This is a genomic window from Aquabacterium commune, assembly GCF_004362855.1.
In the GTDB taxonomy this organism is placed as follows: domain Bacteria; phylum Pseudomonadota; class Gammaproteobacteria; order Burkholderiales; family Burkholderiaceae_C; genus Aquabacterium; species Aquabacterium commune.
The window spans coordinates 37,559-63,824 of sequence record NZ_SNXW01000008.1 but is presented as its reverse complement, the minus strand read 5'-3'; the positions used below and the strand labels follow the sequence as shown (position 1 = coordinate 63,824).

23 protein-coding genes are annotated in these 26,266 nt (G+C 68.4%); 11 read left to right on the top strand and 12 right to left on the bottom strand.

From position 1 onward, the window contains the following. The first annotated feature begins 15 nt into the window (after positions 1-15). The 9 genes from EV672_RS13770 to EV672_RS13730 are packed head-to-tail and all read left to right on the top strand — an operon-like array spanning position 16 to position 9,182. Positions 16-1,668 carry a chemotaxis protein CheW gene (locus tag EV672_RS13770; RefSeq protein WP_133610189.1) on the top strand — a complete coding sequence of 551 codons (1,653 nt, stop codon included), beginning with the start codon at positions 16-18 and terminating at the stop codon, positions 1,666-1,668. A gap of 28 nt (positions 1,669-1,696) precedes the next feature. Continuing rightward, positions 1,697-2,887, top strand: coding sequence for a chemotaxis-specific protein-glutamate methyltransferase CheB (cheB, locus tag EV672_RS13765; protein ID WP_133610188.1), 1,191 nt, complete (start codon positions 1,697-1,699; stop codon positions 2,885-2,887). Beyond that, the gene (locus tag EV672_RS13760) at positions 2,865-3,491 is read left to right on the top strand and encodes a HEAT repeat domain-containing protein (protein ID WP_133610186.1); all 627 of its coding nucleotides are present in this window, start codon (positions 2,865-2,867) and stop codon (positions 3,489-3,491) included. The genes cheB and EV672_RS13760 overlap by 23 nt, the downstream gene beginning before the upstream one ends. Beyond that, complete coding sequence (locus EV672_RS13755; protein ID WP_133610184.1) at positions 3,488-4,354, top strand: CheR family methyltransferase; 867 nt, start codon at positions 3,488-3,490, stop codon at positions 4,352-4,354. The genes EV672_RS13760 and EV672_RS13755 overlap by 4 nt, the downstream gene beginning before the upstream one ends. Then, on the top strand, positions 4,351-4,767 hold the full coding sequence (locus EV672_RS13750) for a response regulator transcription factor (protein WP_133610182.1): 417 nt from the start codon (positions 4,351-4,353) through the stop codon (positions 4,765-4,767). The genes EV672_RS13755 and EV672_RS13750 overlap by 4 nt, the downstream gene beginning before the upstream one ends. Then, positions 4,764-7,166, top strand: coding sequence for a chemotaxis protein CheA (locus tag EV672_RS13745; protein ID WP_133610180.1), 2,403 nt, complete (start codon positions 4,764-4,766; stop codon positions 7,164-7,166). The genes EV672_RS13750 and EV672_RS13745 overlap by 4 nt, the downstream gene beginning before the upstream one ends. After that, a complete protein-coding gene (locus EV672_RS13740; protein ID WP_133610178.1) occupies positions 7,166-7,405 on the top strand; it encodes a hypothetical protein in 240 nt (79 codons plus the stop codon). The genes EV672_RS13745 and EV672_RS13740 overlap by 1 nt, the downstream gene beginning before the upstream one ends. 12 nt (positions 7,406-7,417) lie before the next feature. Further along, positions 7,418-7,783 carry a response regulator gene (locus tag EV672_RS13735; RefSeq protein WP_133610176.1) on the top strand — a complete coding sequence of 122 codons (366 nt, stop codon included), beginning with the start codon at positions 7,418-7,420 and terminating at the stop codon, positions 7,781-7,783. 52 nt (positions 7,784-7,835) lie between these two features. Beyond that, on the top strand, positions 7,836-9,182 hold the full coding sequence (locus EV672_RS13730; RefSeq protein WP_166643580.1) for a methyl-accepting chemotaxis protein: 1,347 nt from the start codon (positions 7,836-7,838) through the stop codon (positions 9,180-9,182). Between the two features lie 48 nt (positions 9,183-9,230). Here EV672_RS13730 and EV672_RS13725 read toward each other — a convergent pair whose 3' ends face one another. From EV672_RS13725 to EV672_RS13680, 10 genes are all read right to left on the bottom strand, one after another. Further along, entirely contained in the window at positions 9,231-10,319 is a 1,089-nt protein-coding gene (locus EV672_RS13725) for a homocysteine S-methyltransferase family protein (RefSeq protein WP_133610172.1), read from the bottom strand. A 43-nt stretch (positions 10,320-10,362) separates the two neighbouring features. Then, complete coding sequence (locus EV672_RS13720) at positions 10,363-11,925, bottom strand: putative bifunctional diguanylate cyclase/phosphodiesterase (RefSeq protein ID WP_133610170.1); 1,563 nt, start codon at positions 11,923-11,925, stop codon at positions 10,363-10,365. Positions 11,926-11,935: 10 nt separating this feature from the next. Beyond that, positions 11,936-14,131: a putative bifunctional diguanylate cyclase/phosphodiesterase gene (locus tag EV672_RS13715; protein ID WP_133610169.1), complete on the bottom strand. Its 2,196-nt coding sequence runs from the start codon at positions 14,129-14,131 to the stop codon at positions 11,936-11,938. Between the two features lie 133 nt (positions 14,132-14,264). After that, positions 14,265-14,564: a BTH_I0359 family protein gene (locus EV672_RS13710; protein WP_133610167.1), complete on the bottom strand. Its 300-nt coding sequence runs from the start codon at positions 14,562-14,564 to the stop codon at positions 14,265-14,267. A gap of 206 nt (positions 14,565-14,770) precedes the next feature. Next, positions 14,771-15,337 (bottom strand): DUF3833 domain-containing protein, encoded by a 567-nt coding sequence (locus EV672_RS13705; RefSeq protein ID WP_243738696.1) that lies wholly within the window; start codon positions 15,335-15,337, stop codon positions 14,771-14,773. Positions 15,338-15,370: 33 nt separating this feature from the next. Beyond that, positions 15,371-16,651, bottom strand: coding sequence for an MFS transporter (locus EV672_RS13700; protein ID WP_133610165.1), 1,281 nt, complete (start codon positions 16,649-16,651; stop codon positions 15,371-15,373). 5 nt (positions 16,652-16,656) lie between these two features. Next, positions 16,657-17,940 carry an SAM-dependent methyltransferase gene (locus EV672_RS13695; protein ID WP_133610163.1) on the bottom strand — a complete coding sequence of 428 codons (1,284 nt, stop codon included), beginning with the start codon at positions 17,938-17,940 and terminating at the stop codon, positions 16,657-16,659. Positions 17,941-17,945: 5 nt separating this feature from the next. Further along, the gene (locus tag EV672_RS13690) at positions 17,946-18,770 is read right to left on the bottom strand and encodes a DUF1365 domain-containing protein (protein ID WP_133610162.1); all 825 of its coding nucleotides are present in this window, start codon (positions 18,768-18,770) and stop codon (positions 17,946-17,948) included. Further along, on the bottom strand, positions 18,767-20,137 hold the full coding sequence (locus EV672_RS13685; RefSeq protein WP_133610160.1) for an NAD(P)/FAD-dependent oxidoreductase: 1,371 nt from the start codon (positions 20,135-20,137) through the stop codon (positions 18,767-18,769). Before EV672_RS13685 ends, EV672_RS13690 begins: the two co-directional genes overlap by 4 nt. Before the next feature lie 43 nt (positions 20,138-20,180). Further along, entirely contained in the window at positions 20,181-20,741 is a 561-nt protein-coding gene (locus EV672_RS13680; RefSeq protein ID WP_424923161.1) for a glutathione peroxidase, read from the bottom strand. Between the two features lie 283 nt (positions 20,742-21,024). Here EV672_RS13680 and EV672_RS13675 point away from each other — a divergent pair, with 283 nt between their 5' ends. Both EV672_RS13675 and EV672_RS13670 read left to right on the top strand, forming a co-directional pair. Next, positions 21,025-22,026 (top strand): MerR family transcriptional regulator, encoded by a 1,002-nt coding sequence (locus EV672_RS13675; RefSeq protein WP_133610156.1) that lies wholly within the window; start codon positions 21,025-21,027, stop codon positions 22,024-22,026. A gap of 130 nt (positions 22,027-22,156) precedes the next feature. Then, a complete protein-coding gene (locus tag EV672_RS13670; protein ID WP_133610154.1) occupies positions 22,157-23,041 on the top strand; it encodes a ferritin family protein in 885 nt (294 codons plus the stop codon). A gap of 11 nt (positions 23,042-23,052) precedes the next feature. Here the strand turns inward: EV672_RS13670 and EV672_RS13665 are convergent, their stop codons facing one another. After that, the gene (locus EV672_RS13665) at positions 23,053-24,114 is read right to left on the bottom strand and encodes a CaiB/BaiF CoA transferase family protein (RefSeq protein WP_243738695.1); all 1,062 of its coding nucleotides are present in this window, start codon (positions 24,112-24,114) and stop codon (positions 23,053-23,055) included. Beyond that, complete coding sequence (locus EV672_RS13660; protein WP_133610152.1) at positions 24,111-26,258, bottom strand: 3-hydroxyacyl-CoA dehydrogenase NAD-binding domain-containing protein; 2,148 nt, start codon at positions 26,256-26,258, stop codon at positions 24,111-24,113. Before EV672_RS13660 ends, EV672_RS13665 begins: the two co-directional genes overlap by 4 nt. Positions 26,259-26,266: the final 8 nt, after the last annotated feature.

The following is a 26,266-nucleotide window of genomic DNA, read 5'->3' as shown; positions in this document are numbered from 1 at the left end:
CCCAGGAGGTGCGCCATGCGCGACCCTGTCCTCACCCCGGAGCGCGACGATGACCGCGCGCTCCTTGACGCCGACGACACCGATGCGGCCGGCCACGACAACCAGTTCGTGACCTTCTCGGTGGCCGGCGAGATGTTCGCCGTGCCCATGGGGCCGGTGCAGGAAATCATCCGCATGCCCGAGGTGGCGCGCCTGCCGCTGGCACCCGCCGTGCTCGACGGCCTGGCCAACCTGCGCGGCCGCGTGCTGCCCATCATCAACCTGCGGCGCCTGTTCCACTGCGAGCACCTGGCACACGACGACGCCACCCGCGCGGTCGTCATCAACCTGGGCCAGCCGCTGGGCTTCGTGGTGGACCGCGTGGCCAGCGTGCTGAGCGTGGAGCCGCACGAAATCGAGCCGGCCACCGCCATCCAGAGCATCGTCGAGGCCGACTACCTGACCGGCGTGATCAAGCGCCCGCGCAGCGACGGTGGCCACGACCTGCTGATGACGCTGGACTTCGCGCGCCTGGTCGAGAACCACTTCGCCTCGGTCAAGCGCCTGGGCACCGACGACAGCCGCGGCACGGGCGAGCCCGATGCCTTCTCCGGCGCAGACGCGGACGATGGCGAGGACAGCGACGAGCTGCGCCTGGTGTCCTTCTCGGTGGCCGGCCAGGAGTACGGCATCGACATCGCCGATGTGCAGGAAATCGTGCAGGTGCCCGAGCGCATCACGGCCCTGCCCAACGTGGCCCACCACGTGCTCGGCATGATCTCGCTGCGCCAGCGCCTGCTGCCGCTGGTGAGCTTGCGCGGCCTGTTCTCGCTGCCCGAGGAGGCCTTGAGCGAACACCACCGCATCGTCGTGGTTTCCCTGCCCGGTGGTGGCCAGGTCGGCCTGGTCACCGATGCGGTCAAGGAGGTGCTGGGCATCCCGCGCAACCAGGCCGATGCCATGCCGTCCATCCTCGCCGAAGACAGCCGGATGCAGGAGTTCTCCTCCATCTGCCGCCTCGAGGGTGGCAAGCGCCTGGTGTCCATCATCGCCACCGACCGCCTGCTGGGCCTGTCCGACATCCGCGATGCGCTGTCGGCCACGGCCTCGCAAGCCAGCACGGATCAGCCCGGAAAGACCGCCATGCGCCAAGACAGCCACGACACCGACCTGGACAGCACCGACGACGACACCCAGGCGGTGATCTTCCGCCTCGGCGCCGAAGAGTTCGCCGTGCCCATCATGAGCGTGCAGGAAATCGTGCGCGTGCCCGAGGTGCTCACGCGCGTGCCCAAGACGCCGGACTTCATCGAGGGCGTCATCAACCTGCGCGGCACCGTGCTGCCGGTGATCGACCAGCGCACGCGCCTGGGCCTGCCCGCGATCGAGCGCAACGACGGCCAACGCATCATGGTTTACCTGCTGGGTGGCACGCGCACCGGCTTCATCGTGGACTCGGTGGCCGAGGTGCTGCGCATCCCGCGCCAGCAGATCGCCCCGGCGCCGGAGATGTCGCAGGAGCAAAGCCGCCTGATCCGCCACGTGGCCAAGCTCGATGGCGACCAGCGCCTGGTGATGATGCTGGACCCGAACCACCTGCTGCAAGGCCGCGAGATGCAGGCCATGAACCGCGCCTTCGACGAAGCCGATGCACCGCAAGGTGGCAGCGATTTCGCCCGCGCGGCCTGAACCCCAGCCCACGAGGAGCCCACCCACCATGCCCCACAAGGTGCTTGTCGTCGATGACTCCGCGCTGATGCGCCGCCTGATCACGGGCGTGCTCGGCGGTGCGGGCTACGAAGTCCAGATCGCCCACAACGGCACCGAGGGCGTGGAGAAGCTGGTGCAGTGGCAGCCGGACGTCGTCACACTCGACATCAACATGCCGCAGATGGACGGGCTCACCGCCCTGTCGCTGATGATGGCCGCGCGGCCCACGCCCGTGGTGATGGTGTCCTCGCTGACCGAAGAGGGCGCCCTGGCCACCTTCGAGGCGCTGGCACTCGGTGCGGTGGACTTCATCACCAAGCCCGGTGGCACCATCTCGCTGAGCATCGACGAGATCGAACAACAGCTCCTGGCCAAGGTCAAGAGCGCCTTGCGGGCCCGCCCCCGAGGCGCACGCGCCGCATTGCCCCGTGCGCAGCCCACCACCGCCCGCACACCGGCCAGCCCCCAGGTCGGCAGCCGCTTTGCATCGGCATCGGCATCCACATCTGCATCCACGTTCGGCCGCCCGGTGCCAAGCGCGCCAGCCGCGGCGCCCGCCCCCACCCGGTCCCTGGGTCAAGCGCACAAGCTGCACCTGGTCATCGTCGGGGTGTCCACGGGCGGTCCGCGCACGCTCGAAGACATCCTGCCCAAGCTGGCCGCCGACTTCCCCTGCCCGGTGCTGGTCGCCCAGCACATGCCGCCCAATTTCACCGATGCGTTCGCCCGCCGCATGGACCGCCTCTGCGCCCTGCGCGTGCGCGAGGTCAACGCGCCGATGCCGCTGGAGCCAGGCCACATCTACATCGGCCAGGGCGGCACCGACATGGTGGTGATGGAGCGCATGGGCCGGTTGCTGGTCGCGCCCAAGCCCGAAACACCCGGCCATCCCTGGCACCCCTCGGTCGATGTGCTGGTGGACACGGCCATGTCCCACCTGCCGCCCGATCGCATCACCGGTGTGCTGCTGACGGGCATGGGCAACGACGGCGCCGAGGCCATGACGCGGCTCAAGCGCGAGGGCGGCCGCACCATCGCCGAAGCCGAATCGACCGCGGTGGTCTTCGGCATGCCGCAGGAACTCATCCAGAAGGGCGGCGCCACCACGGTGCTGCCTTGCCAAGACATTGCCCGTCAACTGAGCGGCTGGCTTCACCGCCCCGAAAGGACCTCCCATGGGATTGCGAAAAGCCACTGAACACGGTGGCCTGCGACGCATCGAGCCGCGCGAATACACCCGTGACACGGAGGGGCTGGTTGCGCAATTGCAGGACGCCGACCCCTCGGTGCGCCGCTGGGCGGCACGCGACCTGGCCATCCACCCGCAGGCCGTCAGCGCCCTGTGCGCGCACCTGGCCCACGAACCCGACCACAGCGTGCGCCAGGTCATCTTCACCACCCTGGGCTGCCTGGGCGGGGGCGACGTGGCCGCAGGCCTGATCCCGCTCTTGCGCAGCGAAGACCCCGGCCTGCGCAACGGCGCCATCGAGGCCCTGAGCGAACTGCCCGAGGACGTCGCCCCTCACATCGAAAGCCTGCTGCGCGATGCCAACACCGACGTGCGCATCTTCACGCTCAACCTGATGACCGACCTCAAGCACCCCGACGTCAACGCCTGGCTGGCGCGCGTGCTGATGGAGGACCACCATGTCAACGTGGTGGCCGCCGCCCTGGAGTTGCTGGCCGAGATCGGCACCCACGCCGCCCTGCCCGCGCTGAACGTGGCCCGCCAGCGCTTTGCCGACGACGCCTTCATCGGTTTTGCCGCCGACCTGGCGCAGCAAAGAATCGAGGCGCCATGAAAGCCGCCGCCGCCGTCGACAAGCCGGCGATCACCGAAGCCGACTTCGAAAAATTCCGCGAATTTTTCTACCGCAAGACCGGCATCCAGTTCGACACCACCAAGCGCTACTTCGTGGACAAGCGCCTGATCGAGCGCATGGAAGTCACCCACGCCGACACCTTCCGCGAGTACTTCGTCAAGCTGCGCTTCGAGACCGATGGCGCCGAGATGCAGGCCCTGGTCAACGCGATGACGGTCAACGAGACCTACTTCTTCCGCGAGGCCTACCAGTTCGACTGCCTGGTCAACAGCATGCTGGACGACATCGCCAAGAAGCGCCCGCCGGGTTCGCGCATCCGCATCTGGTCGATCCCATCGTCCACCGGCGAGGAGCCTTACTCCATCGCCATCTACCTGCTGGAGCGCTGGGCGCGCATCGACGACTACGAGGTCGAGATCCTGTCCTCGGACATCGACACCTCGGTGCTGCAGGCCGCGCAACGCGGGGTGTACTCGCCGCGCTCGGTGGCCAACCTGCCCAAGGCCTACCTGGGCAAGTACTTCAAGCAGCGCGCCGATGGCGACTGGACGCTGTCGCGCGACATCGTCGATGCGGTCGAGTTCAGCCGGGTCAACCTCAGCGACCCCAACGACACCCGCCGCTTCCGCGACATCGACGTCGTCTTCTGTCGAAACCTGCTGATCTATTTCGACGACATCTCTCGGCGCATCGCTGCAGAGGCCATGTTCGACGCACTGCGCCCTGGCGGCTTCCTGTGCCTGGGCCATTCCGAGTCCATGAGCCGCATCTCGTCCATCTTCGACGTCCGTCGCTTCCCCGACGCGATGGTCTATGAGAAACCCATGGAGACCAAGCGATGAACCGCATCCTTGTGATCGACGACGCCGCCACCGTGCGGATGTACCACCGCAAAATCCTCGGCGACGCCGGCTGGCAGACCGACGAGGCCATCAACGGGCTCGAAGCGCTGGAGAAGGTGAACAACCAGCCCTGCGATGAGCCCTTCGACCTCTACGTCGTGGACATCAACATGCCCAAGATGGACGGCTACACCTTCGTGCGCGAGTTGCGCCGGCACGCCGCGGCCACCCAGGCCCCGGTGATGATGGTCTCCACCGAAGCGCAGAGCCAGGACACCCACGTCGCCTTCGACGCCGGCGCCAACTGCTACCTGGTCAAGCCGGCCAAACCGCAAGAGCTGGTGCTGACCGCCGCCCTGCTGCTGGGCGATGCCCAGGCGGCCCTGAAAGCCGCCGAAGGAGTGCGCACATGAACCAGACCGAACTCCTGGACCAGTTCATCCTCGAAGCCCGCGACTGCCTGGAGCAAGTCGGCCAGCGGCTGCTGGAGGTGGAAAAAGCCCCGACCGACACCGAACTGCTCAACGACCTGTTCCGCCAGGTGCACACGCTCAAGGGCAACTGCGGCCTGTTCGAATTCAAGCCGCTGGAGCGGGTGGTGCACGCCGGTGAAGACCTGCTGGACCGCGTGCGCAACGGCAGCCTGCGCTACAGCAACGACATCGCCGATGCGCTGCTGGAGGCCATGGACTTCACCGTGCAGATGATCGACGAGATCGAGCAAAGCGGTCAGATCAACCCGGCCGCCGATGGCCGATCCCAGGCCCTGGCCAGCGCGCTGCGCGTGCACCTGAGCGCCAAAGCCGTGCCGGCCGAGGGCAGCCCGACATCGGCGGCCCAGGTGGTTCAGGTGCCTCCCGCCCCGGCCGAAGCCCCGGCCTGGCTGTCGCGCATCCCGCAGGCACTGATCGAGGCCCACCCCGAGGCCACCGCCTGGTGCTACCGGCCCGAGCCCGAGTGCTTTTTCAAAGGCGAAGACCCCTGGCTGTTGGCACTCAAGGCGCCGGCGCTCCAGCACCTGTGCGTGGGCACGCAGCAGCCCTGGGCCCCGCTGGAGGCGGCCGACTGCTACCAGTGCAACCTCGACATCGTCGGGCTGAGCGACGCGCCCCTCGCCTACCTGAACGAGCACTTCCGCTACATCCCCGAGCAGGTCGAACTGTGCGAAGTCGCCACGCTGGCCACGCCGGGCCAGGCCGGTGGTGCAACTGCGGCCGCCGACGCCCTGCCGTCCAACGCCACAGCTGCCACAGCCGCATCCAGCGCGCCAGTCAGCCAGGCCGCAGACACCCTGCACCGCCGCGCCCTGCAGACCTGGGACGAGCAGATCGAACTGCTGGGCCGCCCCGGCACCACGCCGGGCACCTTGCAGGCCGTGCGCACCACGCTGCGCCACCTGCTGCAGGCCGTGGGCGAACCGGGCCAGGTGCACCTGACCGCGCTCGCCCAGGTCGATGCCAACGCCTCGGCAGCGGCACTGCAGCAATGGGCCGCGCAGCACCGGCCGGTGCGGGCCCTGCCCACCGACCTCCTGCTGGACGTCCACGCGTCCGCCGCCTTCGCCGATGGCACCCCGACGCCCGGCACACCCTCGGGCACAGACGCCTCGCGCCGCCACCCCGGCGACGACGGCAACCACCCCAAGGTGCTCAAGGTCGGGCAGGAAAAAATCGACCGCCTCATGGACCTGATCGGCGAGATGGTGGTGGCCAAGAACGCCCTGCCCTACCTGGCCCAGCGCGCCGAGACGGTGTTCGCCCAACGCGAACTCTCGCGCGAGATCAAGGCCCAGTACGCCGTCATCAACCGCATCGCCGAAGACATGCAGCACGCCATCATGCAGGTGCGCATGCTGCCGGTGGGCACGGTGTTCCAGCGCTTTGGCCGCCTGGTGCGCGACACCTCGCGCAAGCTGGGCAAGGAGGTCGCGCTGCTCATCGAAGGCGAAGACACCGAAGCCGACAAGAACGTCATCGAGGCCCTGGCCGACCCGCTCATCCACATCATCCGCAACAGCCTGGACCACGGCATCGAGTCGCCCGAGGTGCGCAAGGCGGCCGGCAAGCCGGCGCAAGGCACCATCCGCGTGGTGGCGCGCCAGGAGTCGGACCGCGTGGTCATCGAGATCGACGACGATGGCGCTGGCGTGGACCCCGACCGGGTGCGCCGCAAGGCCATCGAGCGGGGCCTCATCCCCGAGGACAAGGCCGCCACGCTGACGGACGCGGACGCGGTCCAGCTCATCTTCCTGCCCGGCTTCTCCACCGCCGACACCATCTCCGACCTCTCAGGCCGCGGCGTGGGCATGGACGTGGTGCGCAACGCGGTGGAGCGCATCAACGGCCACGTCGAGCTCAGCAGCCAGCTGGGCAAGGGCACGCGGCTGCGCCTGTCGCTGCCGCTGTCCATGGCCGTGACCAACGTCATGATCATCGAGGCCGGCGGGCGGCGCTTTGGCGTGCCGATGGACCTGATCGTCGAGACCGTGCGCATGCACGCCGACGACATCCACCACTTCAAACACGCCCGCACCACGGTGCTGCGCGGTCGCATCGTGCCCCTGCGTGCGCTGCACGACCTGCTCTCGCTCGACCACCAGCCCACGCTCAACGAGGAAGGCGAACACGCCGTGCTGGTGATGCGACTGGGCGGCGAAAACGTCGGCCTGCTGGTGGACCAGTTCCACGGCGCCACCGACATCATCCTCAAGCCGCTGGAAGGCGTGCTGGCCGGACTCACGGGCTTCGCCGGCACCGCCTTGATGGGCGATGGCAGCGTGCTCATGGTCCTCAACCCCAAGGAGTTGGTGTGATGGGCATCCGATACCTGAAGAAATACGCCGCGCTCGAAGACATTGTCACGGTCGAGGACGCACAAGCGCTGTTCGACTGGCTCAAGCAACAGGCCAAACCTGCCGTCAACCTGTCCAAGTGCGTGCATGTGCACGCAGCGGTGCTGCAGGTGCTGTTGATGGTCAAACCGCAGGTGCAAGGCGACGTCCCACAACCCTGGCTGGCGCAGGCCCTGAGCGCCGCCACCCCCCAGCACTGAAAGGCCACGGCCATGAAATCGATTTTCCTGGTGGACGACTCCAGCACCATGCTGATGAGCCTCAAGAGCACGCTGGAAATCAGTGGCTTCAAGGTGGACACGGCCGGTGACGGCGAACAGGCGTTGGCCAAGATCCAGGCGGGGCTCAAGCCCGACCTCATCATCACGGACATCAACATGCCCAAGATGGACGGGCTGCTGCTCATCAAAGAGGCCCGCAAGATCCTGCGCTTCACGCCCATCCTGGCGCTGACCACCGAGAGCCAGGCGGCCAAGCGCGACGAGGCCAAGAAGCTCGGCGCCTCGGGCTGGTTGATCAAGCCGGTGGTGGGCAGCGAGCTGGTGCGCATCGTCAAGCAGGTGGTGCCGGGCGCCTGACGGACGCTTGATGCGCGCCTCGGCCCCAGCCCCCAGACAGAAGGACACGACGATGGACCCCGCCTCACCCGCCGCCACCCCGCTCCCCACGCCCATCAGCGCCGAAACCGCCCGCTACCTGCGCCAGCGGCTGTGGGCGCGCTGGCTCAGCCGGGCCTTTGTGCTCAGCGGCGTGGCGATCGTGCTGTTCGTGCTCCATTTGCTGTCGCCCGAGTCCTTCACCGTCGCCACCGAACTGACGGCGGTGCTGTGCACCCTGCTGGGCCTGGTGTCGGCCGACTTCCGCCTCTACCGCAGCGACGCGCCGGAGACCGTCACCGAGGTGGTCAGCCAGGACCTGGCCCGGCTGGAGCAGTGCTTCGCCATCCTGCAAAAGCAGGTGGGCGTGACCATCCGCACCTCGGAGCACGCCGTGCTGGAAATGGTCGAGCGCCTGCACCGCGTGCACCAGCGCAGCAGCGAGTTGCACCGCCACGTCATGGAGGCGGTGGGGCGCTCCCGGCACATCTCCGAGGCCTCCCAGAACGAAGCCGATGGCAACCGCGCCACGGTGGCCACCCTGGCTTCGTCGCAGGAGGCCTTCATCGCCGCGCGCAAGCTCAACCAGCAGCGCATCGGTCTGGTGGTGGCGCAGGTGCGTCGGCTGACGCCGCTGGCCGCGCTCATCAGCGACATCTCGCGCCAGACCAGCCTGCTGTCCATCAACGCCTCCATCGAGGCCGCGCGCGCCGGCCCGGAAGGCGCCGGCTTCAAGGTCGTGGCCACCGAGGTGCGGCGGCTGTCGGCGCAAACCGCCGAGGCGGCCCAGCAGATCAGCGATGGCATCCACGACGTGGCCGACACCATCGAGGGCGAGCTGGTGCAGGCCAACCAGCTGGACTCCGAAGGCAACGCGGCCCACCAGCTCACCGCGGTGGCCTCGCACATCGCGCAGATCAGTGCCAGCCTGGACGAGGTTGTCCCGTACCTGGCGCAGCTTTCACAGAACATGCACACCGGCATCGAGGTCATCACGACCGACATCATCGACGCCATGGGCCACATGCAGTTCCAGGACGTCAACCGCCAGTTGCTGGAGCAGGTGGAATCGGCCCTGGGCAGCCTGTCGGAGCACAGCGCCGCGCTGTACGCGCTGGTCGGCGGCGACGCCCCACCGCCCCCGCTGGCGCTCGAAGAGCTGATGGACCGCTGGGCCGATGGCTATGTCTCGGAAGCCCAGCGCACCGCACACAACGAGGTGCGCCGCGCCGCGGGCACGCAGCAGGGCCGCAAGGGGCCGCACGGCCAGGACCCATCGGCGCAAGCGCCGCAGGCCGTGGTCCCTGCGCAGCAGGCCCATGTGCAAGCCGCCGACCTCCAGCTGGCCGCGCCCGAGGTGCCGCGCATCGAGTTGTTCTGAGCGCTTGGGCCGCCCACACGGCGGCCCTCACATGCCCTCACATGCCCATCACGCCGCCAGGTTCGACAGGAAGCCGGTGGCAGCACCGTGCAGGCAGCGCGGCTGGTAGGCGCTCACGCGCCGGGCGATGGCCGCGATGTGGTCGGGCGTGGTGCCGCAGCAGCCGCCAGCGATGTTGAGGAAGCCCGCCTTGGCGAACTCCTCGACCAGCGCGCCCGTGATCTCAGGCGTCTCGTCAAAGCCGGTGTCGCTCATGGGGTTGGGCAGGCCGGCGTTGGGGTAGCAGCTGATGAAGGTGTCGCCCGCGATCTTGGCCAGCTCCTCCACGTAGGGGCGCATCAGCGTGGCGCCGAGTGCGCAGTTCAGGCCGATGGCCAGCGGGTGGGCGTGGCGCACCGAGTGCCAGAAGGCGCTGACCGTCTGGCCCGACAGGATGCGCCCCGACGCGTCGGTCACGGTGCCCGAGATGATGATGGGCAGGCGCTCGCCGGTGTCTTCGAACAGCTCGTCGAGGGCGAAGATGGCCGCCTTGGCGTTGAGCGTGTCGAAGATGGTCTCGACCAGGAAGACGTCGCAGCCGCCGTCCATCAAGGCCTTGGCCTGCTCGTAGTAAGCCTGGCGCAGGGTCTCGAAGTCAACGTTGCGTGCGCCCGGGTCGTTCACATCGGGGCTGATGCTGGCCGTCTTCGGGGTCGGGCCGATGGCACCGGCCACGAAGCGCGGCTTGTCGGGCGTGCTGTACTTGTCGCAGGCCTCGCGGGCCATGCGCGCGGCCACGAGGTTCATCTCGATGGCCAGCTCGGGCAGGTCGTAGTCGTCCTGGGCGACGGTGGTGGCACCGAAGGTGTTGGTCTCGATGAGGTCGGCGCCGGCGGCGAGGTACTGCTCGTGGATCTCGCGGATGACCTCGGGCTTGGTCAGCTGCAGCAGCTCGTTGTTGCCCTTCAGGTCCTTGCCGTGCGCGGCGAAACGCGTGCCGCGGTAGTCGGCCTCGCCCAGCTTGTAGCGCTGGATCATGGTGCCCATGGCGCCGTCCAGCACCACGATGCGCTGGCGCATGATCTCGGGCAGCTGCGCGGCGCGGGTGTAGGGGCGGCGCGCCACGGGGGCGCTGGCATGGGCGGTGGCGGTGTTCATGGGCCTGATTTTACGGCGCCACCGCCAGGCCTGCACCAGGGCCTCAGATCAGGTCGTCTTCGTTGTCCGGGCGCTGGCCGTCGGTGTCGTCGTGCTCGAACTGGCTGTCGCGGAACTGCATCCGCCGCGCCGGCACGCCATCGCCCATCACCCACAGCTGCAGGTGGCGCGCGGGCATGGGCTTGGCGAACAGGTAGCCCTGCAACTGGTCGCAGCCCATGCGCTTGAGCACGTCCTGCTGGGCCACGGTTTCCACGCCCTCGGCCACCACCTTCAGCCCCAGGGCGTGGGCCAGCTTGATGACGGCGCGCACGATGGCCTGGGCGTCTTCCTGGCTGGCCACGTCCTGCACGAAGCTGCGGTCGATCTTGAGCTGGCGGGCGGGCAGCCTGCGCAGGTAGCTCAGCGAGGAGTAGCCGGTGCCGAAGTCGTCGATCGACAAGGACACCCCGAGCTGCGCCAGGCGTTCGAACACGCGCAGCGAGGCCTGCGGGTCTTCCATCGCGGCCGATTCGGTGACCTCGAAGGTCACCCGGCCACCGGCGATGTCGTGGCGCGCCAGCGAGTCCTGCACGCGCTCGACCAGGTCGGTCTGGCGCAGCTGGTGCACCGACAGGTTGATGGCCACGTGCATGCGCAAGCCGGTGTCCTGCCAGATGCGCAGCTGGCGGCAGGCCTCGTCGGTCACCCACTGGCCCAGGGCGCCGATGAGGCCGAAGCGCTCGGCCACCGGCACGAACACGACGGGGCTGACCGCGCCGCGCTCGGGGTGGTGCCAACGCAGCAGCGCCTCGACGCCGCTGATGCGGCCGGTGCGGCTGTCGATCTTGGGCTGGTAGTGCAGCTCCAGGCCGGTGTTGGTCTCCAGGGCGCGGCGCAGGTCGCGCTGCAGCTCGATGGCCTCCAGCGCGCCTGGGTCCATGGTGTCGGCGAAGAAGCAGTGGATGTTGCCGCCAGCGCGTTTGGCCGCGAGCATGGCCGCGTCGGCCCGGGCGATCAGGCGCGCACGCGGGCCGTGGTCGGGGTAGAGCACGATGCCGATGGAACACGACAATCGCACCTCGCGGCCTTGCACGAGGTAGGGCCGTTGCAGGGCCTGGCGGATGCGGTCGGCCACCAGCGCGGCCGAGGCGTGGTCGGGGTCACCGTCCATCAGCATGATGAACTCGTCGGCGCCCATGCGGGCCAGTGTGTCGGTCGAACGCCCCAGCCCGATCAGGCGCTGCGCCACCTCGCGCAGCAGCGCGTCACCCGCCTCGTAGCCATACGATTCGTTGATGGGCTTGAAGCCGTCGATGTCGATGTAGAGCAAGGCCAGGCGCCGCTGGTGCGACTCGGCGCGCAAGGCGGCGGCGTCCAGGCGGTCTTCGAGCTGCAAGCGGCTGGCCAGGCCCGTGAGCGCATCCTGGGCCGACAGCACCCGCTGGAAGGTCGGGCCGGAGGGCGCCTGAGGTGCATGCGGCGCGCTTGCGCAGGACACCGTGGCCGCAGGCACCTTGATGCGCCCGCGCGACTGCACCCACAGCCGCAAGGCGGCCATCAGGGCGGCCATGGCCACCAGGGCCAGCAGCAGCCACCACCAGGGTGCGGTCGGTTCGGCGTTCATGAGGCCAGGCTCATGGTGGGGAGACCTCCAGGTCCGACCACGCGGTCAGGATGTCATCGTCGTCCCCGTCATCGCGGCTTTGGGCCAGGGGCACACCCAACTCCTTCTCGATGCGGACCTGGGTGGGCGGTACGGGCTTGCCGCGCTGCTGCAGCCAGTGCAGCAAGGTGTGCTCGGCCATGGGCCGCGCGAACAGGAAGCCTTGCAGCTCGTCGCAATGCAGCTGGGCGAGGATGTCGGCCTGGTCCTGCGTTTCCACGCCCTCGGCCACCACCTTCAGGCCCAGCGCATGGGCCAGGCGCACCACGGCCTCGACGATGGCTTGCGCATCGAGGCTGCTGTCGAGGTCGCGCACGAAGCTGCGGTCGATCTTGAGCTGGCGCGCGGGCAGGCGGCGCAGGTAGCTCAGCGAGGAGTAGCCGGTACCGAAGTCGTCGATGGACAGGCGCACGCCGATCTGGTCGAGCATGTCGAACACCCGCATCGAGGCTTCGATGTCTTCCATGGCCACCGACTCGGTGATCTCCATGATGAGCATGCGCGCCGGCACGCGGTGGCGCTTGAGGGCCTCGCGCACGCGCTGCTCCAGGTCAGGCTGACGCAGCTGGTGCACCGACACGTTGACGGCCACGGGGATGTCCAGGCCCGCCTCGTGCCACAGGCGCACATGGCGGCAGGCTTCGTCCAGCACCCACAGGCCCAGCTCGCCGATCAGGCCGAAGCGCTCGGCCACCGGGATGAACTCGGCCGGGCTGACCATGCCCCGCTTGGGGTGGTGCCAGCGCAGCAGCGCCTCCACGCCCGCCAGTTCGCCGCTGTCGGCGCGCAGCTTGGGCTGGAAATAGAGCTGCAGCTCCTGGCGCGCCACGGCATGGCGCAGATCTCGCTGCATCTCCACCTGGGCCGCGCTGGCGCGGTCCATGCCGCGCTCGTAGATGCAATGGACGCCGCCACCCGCACGGCGGGCCGTGAGCATGGCGTCGTTGGAGTGGGTGATGAGCTGCTCGGCCGAGGCGCTGTCCGGGTAGCGCGCGATGCCGATCGAGCTGCTGACCACGATGTCCTGGTCCTGGATGAGGCAGGGCACGTGGATGGCATCCTGCAGGCGCTGCGCCAGCACGGCCATGGTGCGCTCGTCGGGCGAGCCGCGGCAAGCCAGCAGGAACTCGTCGGTGTCGGAGCGCGCCAGCACATCGCCCTCGCGGACCAGGCCCTGCAGGCGCAACGACAGCGTGTGGATGAGCTTGTCGCCCAGGCTGTGGCCGTAGGTTGCAGCGAAGGCGTGGAAGCCGTCGATGTTCAGGCGCAGCACGCACAGGTGCAAGGCCGTTTCACGCGGTGCGTCGATGATGCTGCGCAGTTGCTGCTCGAAGCCCAGCCGGTTGGGCAGGCCGGTGACGGCGTCGCGCTGGGACGCCTCTTCCAACGCCTCTTGCGCTTCCTTGAGCGAGTCGCTCAGGGCCTGCGTTTTGGCCAGGGCGCGGGCGTCCTGGATGGTGCCCATGTGGGTCATCACCATGAGGATGAGCACGGCCACCGTCAGCAGCAGTTGCAGGTTGTCGCCCGAGAGCTGGTCGGCGCTCAGGCACACGGCATGGAGCTTCACGCCGATGCTGCTGACCTGCAGCGTCATGCCCGTCCAGATGATGGAGCCCACCAGCACGGCCACGCCGAGGTGGCGGGCCTGGTGCGGCTCGCGCGCCAGGTCGTCGCGCATCAGCCGCGAGCCCACGCCGCAGCCCAGCAGCAGGATCAGCACGCCAGCACCGAGGGTGCCGCCATCCCAGGTCAGGCCGGGCTGGATCATGATCGACGAGGCGTTCACGAACAGCAGCATGCACAGGCCCATGGCGACCAGCATGGCGCCCATGACGCGCAGCTTCAGCGACGCCATCATGTGGGTCTGCAGCCACAAGGCCATGGCGCTGACCACCACCGCGGGCAGCCACGATGCCATCACCACGTCGCGCACATAGCCGATCTTGATGGGCACTTTCAGGGCCACCAGGCCGAGGAAGCTGCCCGCCCAGATGCCCGTGCCCACGACCAGCGCACCGCCCAGCCACCAGGCCACGGCCGCTTCACGGTCGTTCGCCCGCACGCGGCGAATCACCATGCTTTGCAGTGAGATGGCGTACACCATGAGCAACCAGGCCGGCGCCAGTGCCGAGCCCTGCAGGTGCGAAGCCATGAGAGGAATGGACATGCGCGCTCCTTGATACAGCCTCCTGGTCGGGAGGCCGGCGCCGAAACGGTCCACGCTTCGGGGCGTGATCGTTTATCGGCGGGAGTGCGCGTGAACTTGAGGTGGCAAGGGTGACGTGGAACGCGAAAAGCGTTCAGTGCATCACGACTGGCTGCTGCGCCATGCCGGCGTAGCGCTCCAGGTAGGCATCGAATTCCTCGATGCTGGGCGAGGACTCGATGAGCGCCTCGACCCCTTCCTTGAACTGCTCGGCCAAGGCCCCTTCGATGAAGAGTTCCTTGCGCGCGAACTTGTCCACGATCTCGTAGCCACCCCGGGTGAGGGCGGGCACCAGGTCCTGGGCCACGGCGACCGCACCCCGCTCAGGCGTGTCCTGAGAGGGCATCTCGATCTGGACGACCGCGTAGCTGTCCGAGTTGTAAAGCATGTGCATTGACGACGCTCCAGAGTCTTTCAGACTGACTTCCGTCAGGGCCGTAAGCCGGTGGACCAAATCCATGATGACGGCTTCATCGGCCCCGTCACTCCCCGACTTGAGGGCTGATCGCCAGCGCACAAGGGCGGGCGTGTGGGAATGCACGTGCTGTCAGCCAGTCGCCCCCTCGATCGGGTGGGACGCCCCTGCCTCGGCAGCGGCGTTCAGGGCTTGAGGAAGCTCAGGGTGACTTCACCGACCGTGATGCCGAACTTGCGCATGGACGCCTTGTTCAGCATGGTGCGGGCGTCCATCTGGTACATCCAGTCGTCGAACTGGAACTCGATGACGCGCCCGTCCACGGGCACTTTCATCGTGTACCGCCAGCGCAGCGCGTTGCCGGCCGACTCGCCCACAGCCACACCCACGATGTCATCGGCCCGGCCCTCGAAGCGGCCACCGCCCAGGTCGGTCAGGCGCCAGACGCGGCGCTCGCGGGTGCCATCGCTGTAGGTGAAATCTTCTTCCAGCACGCCTTGCTGGCCCTCCCAGCGGCCCATCATGGCCACGCTGAAGCGCTTCACGACGCGGCCGTCGCGGTCGGTGAACAGGCCTTGCGCGCTCACAGGGCCGTTGAAATAGGCGCGGAAATCCAGCTTGGGCTGCTGCTGGGCGTAGTCGCTGGGCTGGGGCGCGCTGGCGCAACCGGTGCCCAGGGCGACGGTCAGGGCCAGGGCGGCGGCCGAGAGGATGCGGGTGGCGCCGCGGCGGCGGGGCATGGGGTGCGTCATGGGGGCTCCTGGGGATGGGTTCGGTGCGAGAAGTCAGGCGAGCGCAGGGTGGTGGCGCCAGCGCCAGCACGCGCCCATGGCCACCAGCTTGAACACGCAGGGCAAGCCGCCATAGGCCAGCGTGAGCGCCATCAGCGCGCCGGGGTCTTGTGCGCCCGGGTGGTAGCCCAGCGCCTGCAGCGTCGGCAAGGCCAGGCCGGCGGCCAAGGCCAGGTTCAGCTTGGTGGCCCATTGCCACCACCCGGCGTAGGCGCCTTCCGCCTGACCTGCGTGGCCCGCGCGCTGCACCACCCCCGTCAAGAGGGTGCCCGGGGCGGTGAGGTCGGCACCCAAGGCCCAGCCCCCGGCCAGGCAGATGGCGATGTAGGCCGCCCGGTCGCCCTCGCCCAGCCACAGCACGCCGGCAAAGCTGGCCAGCGCCATCCCCATGCCCAGGGCCCAGCTGCGCATGGCCCCGATGCGCGCGATGCAGCGCACCCACCAGGGCACGCTGAGCGCCGCCATCAGGAAGTACAGGCCGAGGAACAGCGGCGCGGCGTCCATGGCCTTCAGGCGGTCCTGGATGAAAAAGAGCACCAGCGTGGCCGGGATGGCGCTGGCCACGCCATTGACCAGGAACAGCGCCATCAGGCGGCGGAAGCCGCTGCCGCGCCAGGGCAGGCCCAGCGGCACACGGGCAGGGCCGAGGGCGGTGGCGGCGGCTGCGGCTGCGGCTGTGGTGCCGGCAGGCGCTGGCCCGCGCAGCAAGGCCCACACGCCCAGCAGCAGGGTGGTGGCCAGCACGGCCGAGGTCCAGGCCAGGCCCGCCTGGGTGGCCAGCACATTGGCCGCCAGCACGCCGAACAGGCCGAAGCCCTCGCGCCACGCCACCAGGCGCGCGCGTTGGCCCACGTCTCCGCCCAGCCGGGTGCCCCAGGCCAGGTGCGCCACGCTGAGCAGGCTGTAGGCCAGGAAGGTGATCACCAGGGTGAACGCACACCAGGCCAGCAAAGCGCCCTGGTGGCGCATGGGCGCCCAGGCCATCGGCGGGAAAAACAGCGCCACGAAGCCCAGCGCCAGCACAACCGCCGCGGCCAGCACGGCCAAGCGGCGTTGTCCCGCGTGGGCGAGCAGGTGGTCCACCCAGCGGCCCAGCAGCGGGTCGATGAGCGCATCGGCCAGGCGCGTCAGCAGCAGCACCGCGCCCAATGCGCCGAGCGAGACGCCCAGCGTCTGGCCGTAATGCGCGGGCAGCACCACGTACAGCGGCATGGCCACGAAGGCCAGGGGCAGGCCCAGCAGGCCGTACAGCGCGTTGCTCCGTGCGCCAGACATCCGCGTCAGACCAAGCTGCCAGCGGCAGGTTTGCGCAGGGTGTACTGCACGACGTTGGTGTTGCCCATGTCGAAGGCGGCCTCGCAATAGCCGAGGTAGAACTCCCAGATGCGCTGGAAGCGCTCGTCAAAGCCCAGGCCCTGCACCTGCTGGATGCGGGCGTGGAAATCGGCGCGCCAACGGCGCAGGGTTTCGGCGTAATCGGGGCCGAAGGCCAGGGCGTTGGTGACTTCCAGGCCGGCCTTGCGGGCCTCTTCGCGGAAGGCGCGGTCGCAGGGCAGCAGGCCGCCGGGGAAGATGTACTGCTGGATGAAATCGGTGGACTTCACGTAGCGCTCGAACAGCGCGTCGTCGATGGTGATGGTCTGGATGCAGGCCTGGCCGCCATCCTTCAGACACCGGTTGAGCGTGGCGAAGTAGCTGGCCCAGTACTCGCGGCCCACGGCCTCGAACATCTCGATGGAAACGATGGCATCGAAGGGCGCATCGGCGATGTCGCGGTAGTCCTGCAAGCGCAGGTCGGCGCGCTCGGCCAGGCCGGCGTCGGCCATGCGCTTTTGCGCCCAGGCCAGCTGCTCGGTGGAGAGCGTCACGCCCGTGACGTGGGCGCCGTGCTCGGCCGCGGCGATCTCGGCCAGGCCGCCCCAGCCGCAACCGATCTCCAGCACGCGGCGCGCGGTGCCATCGGCCGCCACGCCCGCTTCGTTCAAGGCGCGCTTGACCTTGGCGCGCTGGGCCTCGACCATCGGCTTGCCCAGGTCGCCCTCGAACCAGGCGCTGGAGTAGCTCATGGTGCGGTCCAGCCAGAGGCGGTAGAAGTCATTGCCCAGGTCATAGTGGGCCTGGATGTTCTTGCGGCTGTTGGCCTTGGAGTTGCGGTTGAGCAGGTGGCGGATGCGGTAGGCCAGGCGGCCCCACCAGTGGCCGTAGATGGCCTCTTCGATGATGTTGCGGTTGGCGATGAACAGCTTGAGCAGCGCGGTCAGGTCTGGCGTGGACCAGTGACCGGCGATGTAGGCCTCGGCGAAACCGATGTCGCCCGACTTCAGCACCGCCGCGCACATGTCCCAGTGGTGCAGGCGCAGCACCGCACGCGGTGCCGGCACGTCCACGGCCACGGCCTGACCGAAGTGCGCCGTGCCGCCATGCGGGAACTGCACGTCGAGCGACCCCACCTGCAAGCGCTGCAGCAACTTGAGCACCACGCGGGCAGCGGCAGGCGCGTCCTGGGGCAGGGCCTGGTGCAGAGCCGGGTGCTCATCCGAGGACAGCGACGAAGCGGAGGTCATGCGGTTCATGGTGTGGCGGGCCCGTGCGGGCCGGTGACGGAGCGAGCCGGGGGCTCGGGTTTGCTGAAAAACGGCACGCGCTTGACCCACAAGCGCAGCGCCTGCCAGTGGATGCGCGCCACCACACCCAGCGTCAGCAGGGGCCAGCCCAGCTTGGCGCGGCGCAGCGATGCAGCGTCCATGGGATGCAATACGCCGCTGAGCGCGGTTTGGATGAGGGGCCCTTGCGCATCGTCGTGGTCCACCCGGGCGATGAGGCGTTCGCCCTGCGGCGTCGCCGCGCGCATGAAGCGGAAGCGGTAGCGCCCTTCCACATGGCAAAAAGGCGAGACGTGGAAGACCTTGTCGGCGCAGACCTCCTGCCCCCAGGCCAGGCCCTCGTCCCCGCCGCCCAGCACATAACAGTGGCGCTCGCCGAAGGTGTTGTTGACCTCGGCCACCACCGCGTGCAGTTGGCCATCGGCCCGGTGCACGTACCAGAAGCTCACGGGCTTGAAGCTGTGGCCCAGAACGCGCGGGTAGGTCTGCAGCCAGACCTCGCCCTCGGCCAGGTCGGTGCGCCACACGCCGGCATCGCGCAACAAGCCGTCCAACCAGGCCAGCGCGTCGCCACGGCCATCGCCATGGTCAGCGTCGTGGAAGCTCAGCCAGCCGCGCGCGTTGCGGCGCACCGCGGCCAGCGGCTGACGGCCCAGCGCGCGCAGGGGCAGCAACCAGAAGCAGTTGGGGTAGGCAAAGGCGTGGTGCGCCGGCTTGAGCCGGGTGTGGCGCACCTGTCCAAAACCGATCTGCGCGACCGGTGGACTGGCTGGGCCCGGGGCCTCGCTCATGCGGCCAAGCCCTGGCCCGGCACGGCCATCGGGTCCATGCCCTCGGCCCGTGCCAGCAAGCCTTTGGCGGCGGCCAGGCCCGACTTGAGACCGTCTTCGTGGAAGCCATAACCCGCCCAGGCGCCGGCAAACCACAGGTGGCGCCGGCCCTGCAGCGAGGGCAAGCGTTCCTGCGCTTCGATGGCGGCCTGGTCAAACACCGGGTGGTCGTAATCGAACTCGGCCAGCACAGTCTCGGGCGCCGGTTCGCGCAAGGGGTTGAGCGACACCACCACCGGCTGCGACCACGGCAGTGGCTGCAATCGGTTGATGAGGTAGTGCAGGCACACGGCCCGCGCCTCCCCGGCCAGGTCGGGCGCACGCTCGTAGTTCCAGGCGGCCCAGGCCTTCTCGCGGCGGGGCAGCAGGGCGGTGTCGGTGTGCAGCACGGCGCGGTTGGGGTGGTAGCGGATGGCGCCCAGCACACCGCGCTCGGCCTCGCTGGCGGCAGCCCCCAGCAGGCGCAAGGCCTGGTCGGGGTGGCAGGCCAGCACGACTTCGTCGAAGCGCTCGGCACCGCGGGCGCTGTGCACCATCACACCGGCCTCGCCGCCCTCGCCCAGGGGCACCACGCTTTGCACCGGGCAGGCCAGGCGCGCATCCGCCAGGCGCTCGACGATGCGGCGCACGTACTCCCGCGAGCCCCCGGCCACCGTGAACCACTGCGGCCGGTTGGCCACCTGCAGCAGCCCGTGGTTGTGGCAGAAGCGGATGAGTGTGGCCATCGGGAAACGCATCATCTGCTGCACCGGGCAGGACCAGATGCACGCCACCATGGGCAGCAAATAGCCTTCCTGGAACGCCGGGCTGAAGCCTTGGGCACGCAGGAAATCGCCGATGGGCTGGCGCAGCTCGGCCTCGCTACCGCGCAAGGCCATGGCCGTGGTCAGGCGGTTGAAGCGCATGAGGTCGCCCAGCATGCGCCAGAAGGCGGGCGAGAGCAGGTTGCCGCGTTGCGCGAACACCGTGTTCAGCGATGAGCCGCACCACTCCAGACCGGGGCGCAAGCCACCCAGGCCACTGGCACCGGGCGGGATCTGCACCGAGAACGACATGTCCGACGCGGCCGTGGGCACGCCCAGCTCGGCGAACAGGCCGATCAGGTTCGGGTAGGTGCGCTCGTTGAACACCAGGAAGCCCGTGTCCACACCGTGCGTGACCTCGCGCCCGGCGTCGTTGCGCAAGGTCACATCGAAGGTGTTGGCATGGCCGCCGAAGTGGCGTCCCGCCTCGAACAGCGTGACGCGGCGCTGCCCCGGCGCGATGCTCAGGTGGTGGGCGGCGCCCAGGCCGCTGATGCCGGCGCCGATGACGGCAATGCGCTTCATGGCGTGCTCCGGTTCCGTTTCAGATGGGGCCGAGGGGCGGGGCTCACTGCGCCAGGGCCTTCTCGACGTCGCGCACCAGGTCGCGGTCGTCGGGCGTGGTCACGCTGCTGTAGGCGTCGATGACACGGCCATCGCGCGCCACGAGGTACTTGTAGAAGTTCCACTTCGGCCGCGTGCCCGAGGCCTTGGTCAGCTCGGCGAACAGGGGGTTGGCCTCGGCGCCGGCCACGTGGCTCTTGGCGAACATCGGGAACTTCACGCTGTAGGTGTTGGCGCAAAACTCGGCGATTTCCTTGTTGCTGGCCTTTTCCTGCTCACCAAAATCGCCCGAGGGGAAGCCCAGCACCACCAGACCGCGGTCCTTGTACTTGGCGTGCAGCGCCTCCAGGCCCTTGTACTGGCCGGTGAAACCACAGTAGCTGGCGGTGTTGACCACCAACAGCACCTTGCCGCTGTACTGGCACAGCGACTGCGGCTTCTCGTCTTGCAGCCGAGGGAAAGTCTTGTTGAGCAGGGCCGGGCAAGCCGCTGCTGCAGGGGTGGCGGCGGTGGCTGCGGGTGTGGCATCACCTGCGGCAGCGTGCACCATGGCAGAAGTTCCCATGCCGCTCACGACCAGGACCCATGTCAGAAATTGAACACGCTTTGTCGTCATGATTGCCTCGTTTGTCTTGGTCAAACCAAAATTGCTGGCCTATATTAGCCAGTGAACACGCCATGAACAAGTTTTTGTCCAGGTCAAAACAGATTCAAACCCGACACAGCGACATCTGCGCGATGTGCACGCCCCGCCTGTCCACCGAAACCCTTGCCGTGCTCACACCCACCTTACGCAGACCGGGCGCCGCTGGATGCCCCCCATCACACCCGCCACCGACAGGAACGACATGCCACGCACCCTGATGATGTCGATCGCTGCCGTCGAGCGTGACACGGGCCTGAGCAAAGACACCCTGCGCGTCTGGGAAAAGCGTTATGGATTCCCGAACCCCGTGCGCGATGCGCAAGGCGAGCGCTGCTACCCGCTCGACCAGCTGGAGAGGCTGCGCCTGATCAAGCGCCTGCTCGACGTCGGCCACCGCCCGGGGCGGGTCGTCGCCCTGCCCGTGGCCGACCTGCAAACCCTGGCCGAGCACAGCGCCGATGCGCTGGTGCCCCTCCACCCTCCGGGCGCCCAGGCGCCCCCGCCGTCGGCCGCCACCTTCCTGCCGCCCACACCGGCCGATCCGACCCAGTCCGCCGACACACCCTGGGTCGCAGAAGCTTTGAACCGCGTCGATGCCCACGACGTCGCCGGCCTCAAGCGCATCCTGGCCCAGGCCTCGGTCCACCTCGGCCTGGCCCACTTCACCTCGGACGTGGTCGCCCCCTTGCTGCAGGCCATGGGCGAGGGCTGGCTGCGCGGCCGCTTCCAGGTGCCGCAGGAGCACTGGGTCAGCCACTGCCTGCAGCAAACCCTGCACAGCGCCATCCACGCCCTGCCGCCAGCCCTGCCCGAGCAAGCGCCACGGGTGCTGCTGAGCACCTTCCCTGGCGAGCCTCACGCCATGGGGCTGTTGATGGTCGAAGCCTGGTTGTCCTTGCTGGAGGCCCAACCCATCAACCTGGGGCCGCAAACCCCGCTGTGGGACCTCGTCCACGCGGCGGCCAACCACCATGTCGATGTCGTCGCCCTGAGTTTTTCTGCCTCGGCCCCGGCCATCCTCGTGCAAGACACCCTGCAGGAGTTCCGCGCCAAGCTGCCCCCGCGCATCGCACTGTGGGTCGGCGGGCGCCACCCACTGCTGCTGCGGCGCCCCCCGCCTGGCGTGCTGGCCCTGGGCGACATGGACACCCTGCGCGCGGCTGTGAACGCCTGGCGCACGCACCACCCACGTCAGACGGGCTGAGGCGTCACAGGACTGTCAAACACTTGACACCCAAAACGTCATCAAAGTCGTATAGCCTGCATGGATCACGCTGACCGGGGTGCATGGACCCGGCCAGTCACACTGCGACCGCTGACACCAGGAGAAGGTCATGCTCTATCCCGAACTGTTCAAGCAAATGGAATCCGTCCGCTGGAACATGGACACCGACATCCCCTGGGACCAGTTCGACGCCAGCCAGCTGACCGACGAGCAGGCGCAGACCATCAAGATGAACGCCATCACCGAGTGGGCCGCCCTGCCCGCCACGGAGATGTTCCTGCGCGACAACCGCGACGACAGCGACTTCTCCGCCTTCATGAGCGTGTGGTTCTTCGAAGAGCAGAAGCACTCGCTGGTGATGATGGAGTACCTGCGCCGCTTCCGCCCCGACTTGCTGCCCACCGAGGAAGAGCTGCACGAAGTGCGCTTCGAGTTCGACCCGGCCCCGGCGCTCGAAACCCTGATGCTGCACTTCTGCGGCGAGATCCGCCTGCACCACTGGTACCGCCGTGCCGCCGAATGGCACACCGAGCCGGTCATCAAAGCGATTTACGACACCCTGGCCCGCGACGAAGCCCGTCACGGCGGCGCCTACCTGCGCTACATGAAGCGCGCCATGACCAAGTTCGGCGACGAGGCCCGCGCGGCCTTCGCCAAGGTCGGCGTGCTGATGGCCAGCGCCCGTCGCACGGCCCAGGCCCTGCACCCGACCAACCTGCACGTCAACGAAGCGCTGTTCCCGCGCGACACGGTACAGTCCCGCCTGCCCAACCCCGAGTGGCTGGAAAAGTGGCTGGACACGCAGATCCAGTTCGACGCCGTCTGGGAAAACAAGGTCGTGGAGCGCATCCTGCACAACCTCAGCTCGCTGATGGGCCAGAGCTTCGCCAGCGTGCAGGAGCTCAACCGCTTCCGCAAGCAGATGCTGAAATCGATCGAAGCAGGCATGGAGGGCAGCACACCGGCCGCCCCCACCGCCACCGCACAAGCCTGATCAAGGCCTGATCAGGCCACCGACGTCCAGGCCTGCACCTGCGCCCGCCCCGCGAACAGCGGGTGAGCCTGGGCTTCGTCCAGCGTCAAGACCGGCGTGACGCAGGCGTCCGAGGGCTCGAACTGGTGGGCCCAGTAAGCCAGCGGCTGTGAAACCACCAGCGCAGCGACCTCGGCCTTGAGCGCCGTGCAGTCCGGCGTGCCCGGCAAGGCGCCTCGCTGCCAGTGGCGGTTGACCCAGTCGGGCCGCCCGAACACCTCGCAGGCCGCCTTCCAGAACTTGAACTCCAGCGCGCCCACCGCGAGGTGGCGGCCATCGGCCGTGGCGTACAGGTTGTAGCAAGGCAGGCCGCCGTTGAGCATGTCCTCGCCCGCCTGCGGCCGGTGCCCGAGGATGGGCGCCAGCAGCGAGGCCGTGGCCTTGGGCATGACCAGGTGCGCGTGCAAGCCATGCGTCATGCTGACATCGATGTGCCGCCCTTGCGCGGTGCGTTGCGCCTCGATCACCGCCGCCAGGATGGCGATGGTGGCCATCGCGCTGCCCGCGGCCAAGTCGCCCCATTGCACGTTGGACAAGGCCAGCTCGCCCGTGGGAGCGCGCACCTGGTCGAGCACACCCGACAGCGCCATGAAGTTCAGGTCATGGCCCGCCTTGTGCGCCCAGGCCCCCGTTTGCCCGTACCCCGTGATGGACACCATCACCAGCTTCGGGTTGAGCGCGTGCAGGGTGGCCGCGTCCAGCCCCATGCCTTGCAGCACGCCGGGGCGGAAGCTGTCCACCATCACGTCGGCGGTGGCCAGCCAATCGCGCAGGGTGGCGAGGTCGGCTTCGTTGCGGAAGTCGATCTTGCGGCACTCCTTGCCGTGGTTGAGCGCCTCGAACAGCGTGCCCAGCGGGCGCGCGGGGTCGCCCTCGGGCGGCTCGACCTTGACGACCTCGGCACCCAGGTCGGCCAGCATGCGCGTGCTGAAAGGCCCCGGCAGGTTGCGCGTGAGGTCGATCACGCGCAGGCCTGCCAGCAGGCTGGCCAGAGGGCCCGAAGGCCCCGAGGCCTGGTCGTTGGCCGCGCTCACACCACGTCCTCGAAGCGGCCGCCTTCTTGCGCCATCTTCACCACGATGGCTGCGGGCTCGAAGCGCGGGCCATAGGCCTGGGCCAGCTCACGCGCACGCTCGACGAAGTGCTTGGCACCCACGGCGTTGATGAACTGCAGCGCGCCGCCCTGGTTGGGCGCGAAGCCCCAGCCGAAGATCGAGCCGATGTTGGTGTCGGCCACCGAACGCACGACCTTCTCTTCGAAGCAGCGTGCGGCCTCGTTGGCTTGCACGTACAGCAGGCGGTCCACCAGCTCTTGCTGGGTGGGCTGGTTCGCCACCGGCGGGTAGAGCTGGGTCAGCTCGGGCCACAAGGTCTTTTCCTTGCCGTTGTAGTCGTACAGGCCCTTGCCGGTCTTCTTGCCGATGCGGTTGTGGGTGCCACCGATGTTCTGCAGCACGCTCGCGGCGGGGTGCTCGGGCAGCACCTTGCCTTCGGCGGCCATGTCCTTCCTGGTCTGCTCGGCGATGTGCAGCGACAGGCCCAGCGAGACCTCGTCTTGCAGCGCCATCGGCGGCATGGGCATGCCCGCCTTCAGGCCGGCCACTTCGATGGAGCGCGGGTGCACGCCCTCGCCCAGCATGGCCAGGCCTTCCATGATGTAGGTGGCGAACACGCGCGAGGTGTAGAAGCCGCGGCTGTCGTTGACCACGATCGGGGTCTTGCCGATCTGCAGCACGTAGTCGAAGCCACGCGCCAGGGTCTCGTCGGAGGTCTTCTCGCCCACGATGATCTCGACCAGCGGCATCTTGTCCACCGGCGAGAAGAAGTGCAGGCCGATGAAGTTGGCCGGGCGCTCGCTGGCCGTGGCCAGACCGGTGATGGGCAGCGTCGAGGTGTTCGAGGCGTACACCGCGTCGGCGGCGATGACGGCCTCCGACTTCTGCGTGCACACCGCCTTGATGGCGCGGTCTTCGAACACGGCCTCGATGACGAGGTCGCATCCCTTCAGGTCGTCATAGGACGTGGTGGGCTGGATGCGGGCCAGCAGCGCGTCGCGCTTCTCGGCCGTGCTGCGGCCACGCGAGATGGCCTTGTCCAGGATGCCTTGCGAGTAGGCCTTGCCCTTCTCGGCATTCTCTTGCGTCGTGTCCAGCAGCACCACGTCGATGCCGACCTTGGCCGACACGTACGCGATGCCCGCGCCCATCATGCCGGCGCCCAGGATGCCGACCTTCTTGACCTTGGATTCAGCAAAGCCCTTGGGACGCGACTGGCCCTTCTTGATGGCGTTGAGCTGGTGCCACAGCGTGCCGATCATGTTCTTGCTGGTCTGCGACGCCACGCACGCGGCGAAGTAGCGCGACTCGACCTGGCAGCCGGCGTCGAAGTCCAGCAGGCAGCCTTCGAACAGGCAGCTCATGATGTGGGTCAGCGCCGGGTAGTTGCCGTGTGCCTTGGCGTTGGCCATCGACGGGGCAATGGCCAGCACCTGCACCACGGCCGGGCTCTTGCTGTCGCCACCGGGGATGCGGAAGCCCTTGTTGTCCCAAGGCTGCGAGGCCTTGGGGTTGGCCAGGCACCAGGCCTTGGCCTTGGCCAGCATGTCTTCGCGGTTGGCGGCCAGCTCGGTCACCAAGCCCATCTCCTTGGCCTTGGCCGCGGTCAGCTCCTTGCCTTGGGTGATGAGCTCGAAGCTCTTCTGGATGCCGATCATGCGGGGCACGCGCTGGGTGCCGCCACCGCCGGGCAGCAGGCCCAGCTTGACTTCGGGCAGGCCGAACTTGGCCTTCGGGTCGTCGATGGCGATGCGGGCGTGGCAGGCCAGCGCCAGCTCCAGGCCACCGCCCAGTGCCGTGCCGTTGAGCGCGGCCACCACGGGCTTGCCGCACTTTTCCATGCGGCGCATCATGCCCTTGAGGTCTTCACACAGCTTGAAGGCTTCTTCGGCGCTGGTGATCTGCGTGAGCTGGTCGATGTCGGCGCCGACGATGAAGGTGGACTTGGCCGAGGTGATGACCAGGCCCTTGAGGGCGGCGTCGGTCTCCAACTGGTTGACCAGCGCAGCGAAGGGCTCGACCAGCGTCGGGTTGAGCACGTTCATCGCGCGGCCCGGCATGTCGATGGTGACGAGGCCGATGCCGTTGGCATCGATGTCGAGGGTGAAAGCTTGTTGGGTCATGGCGTGGA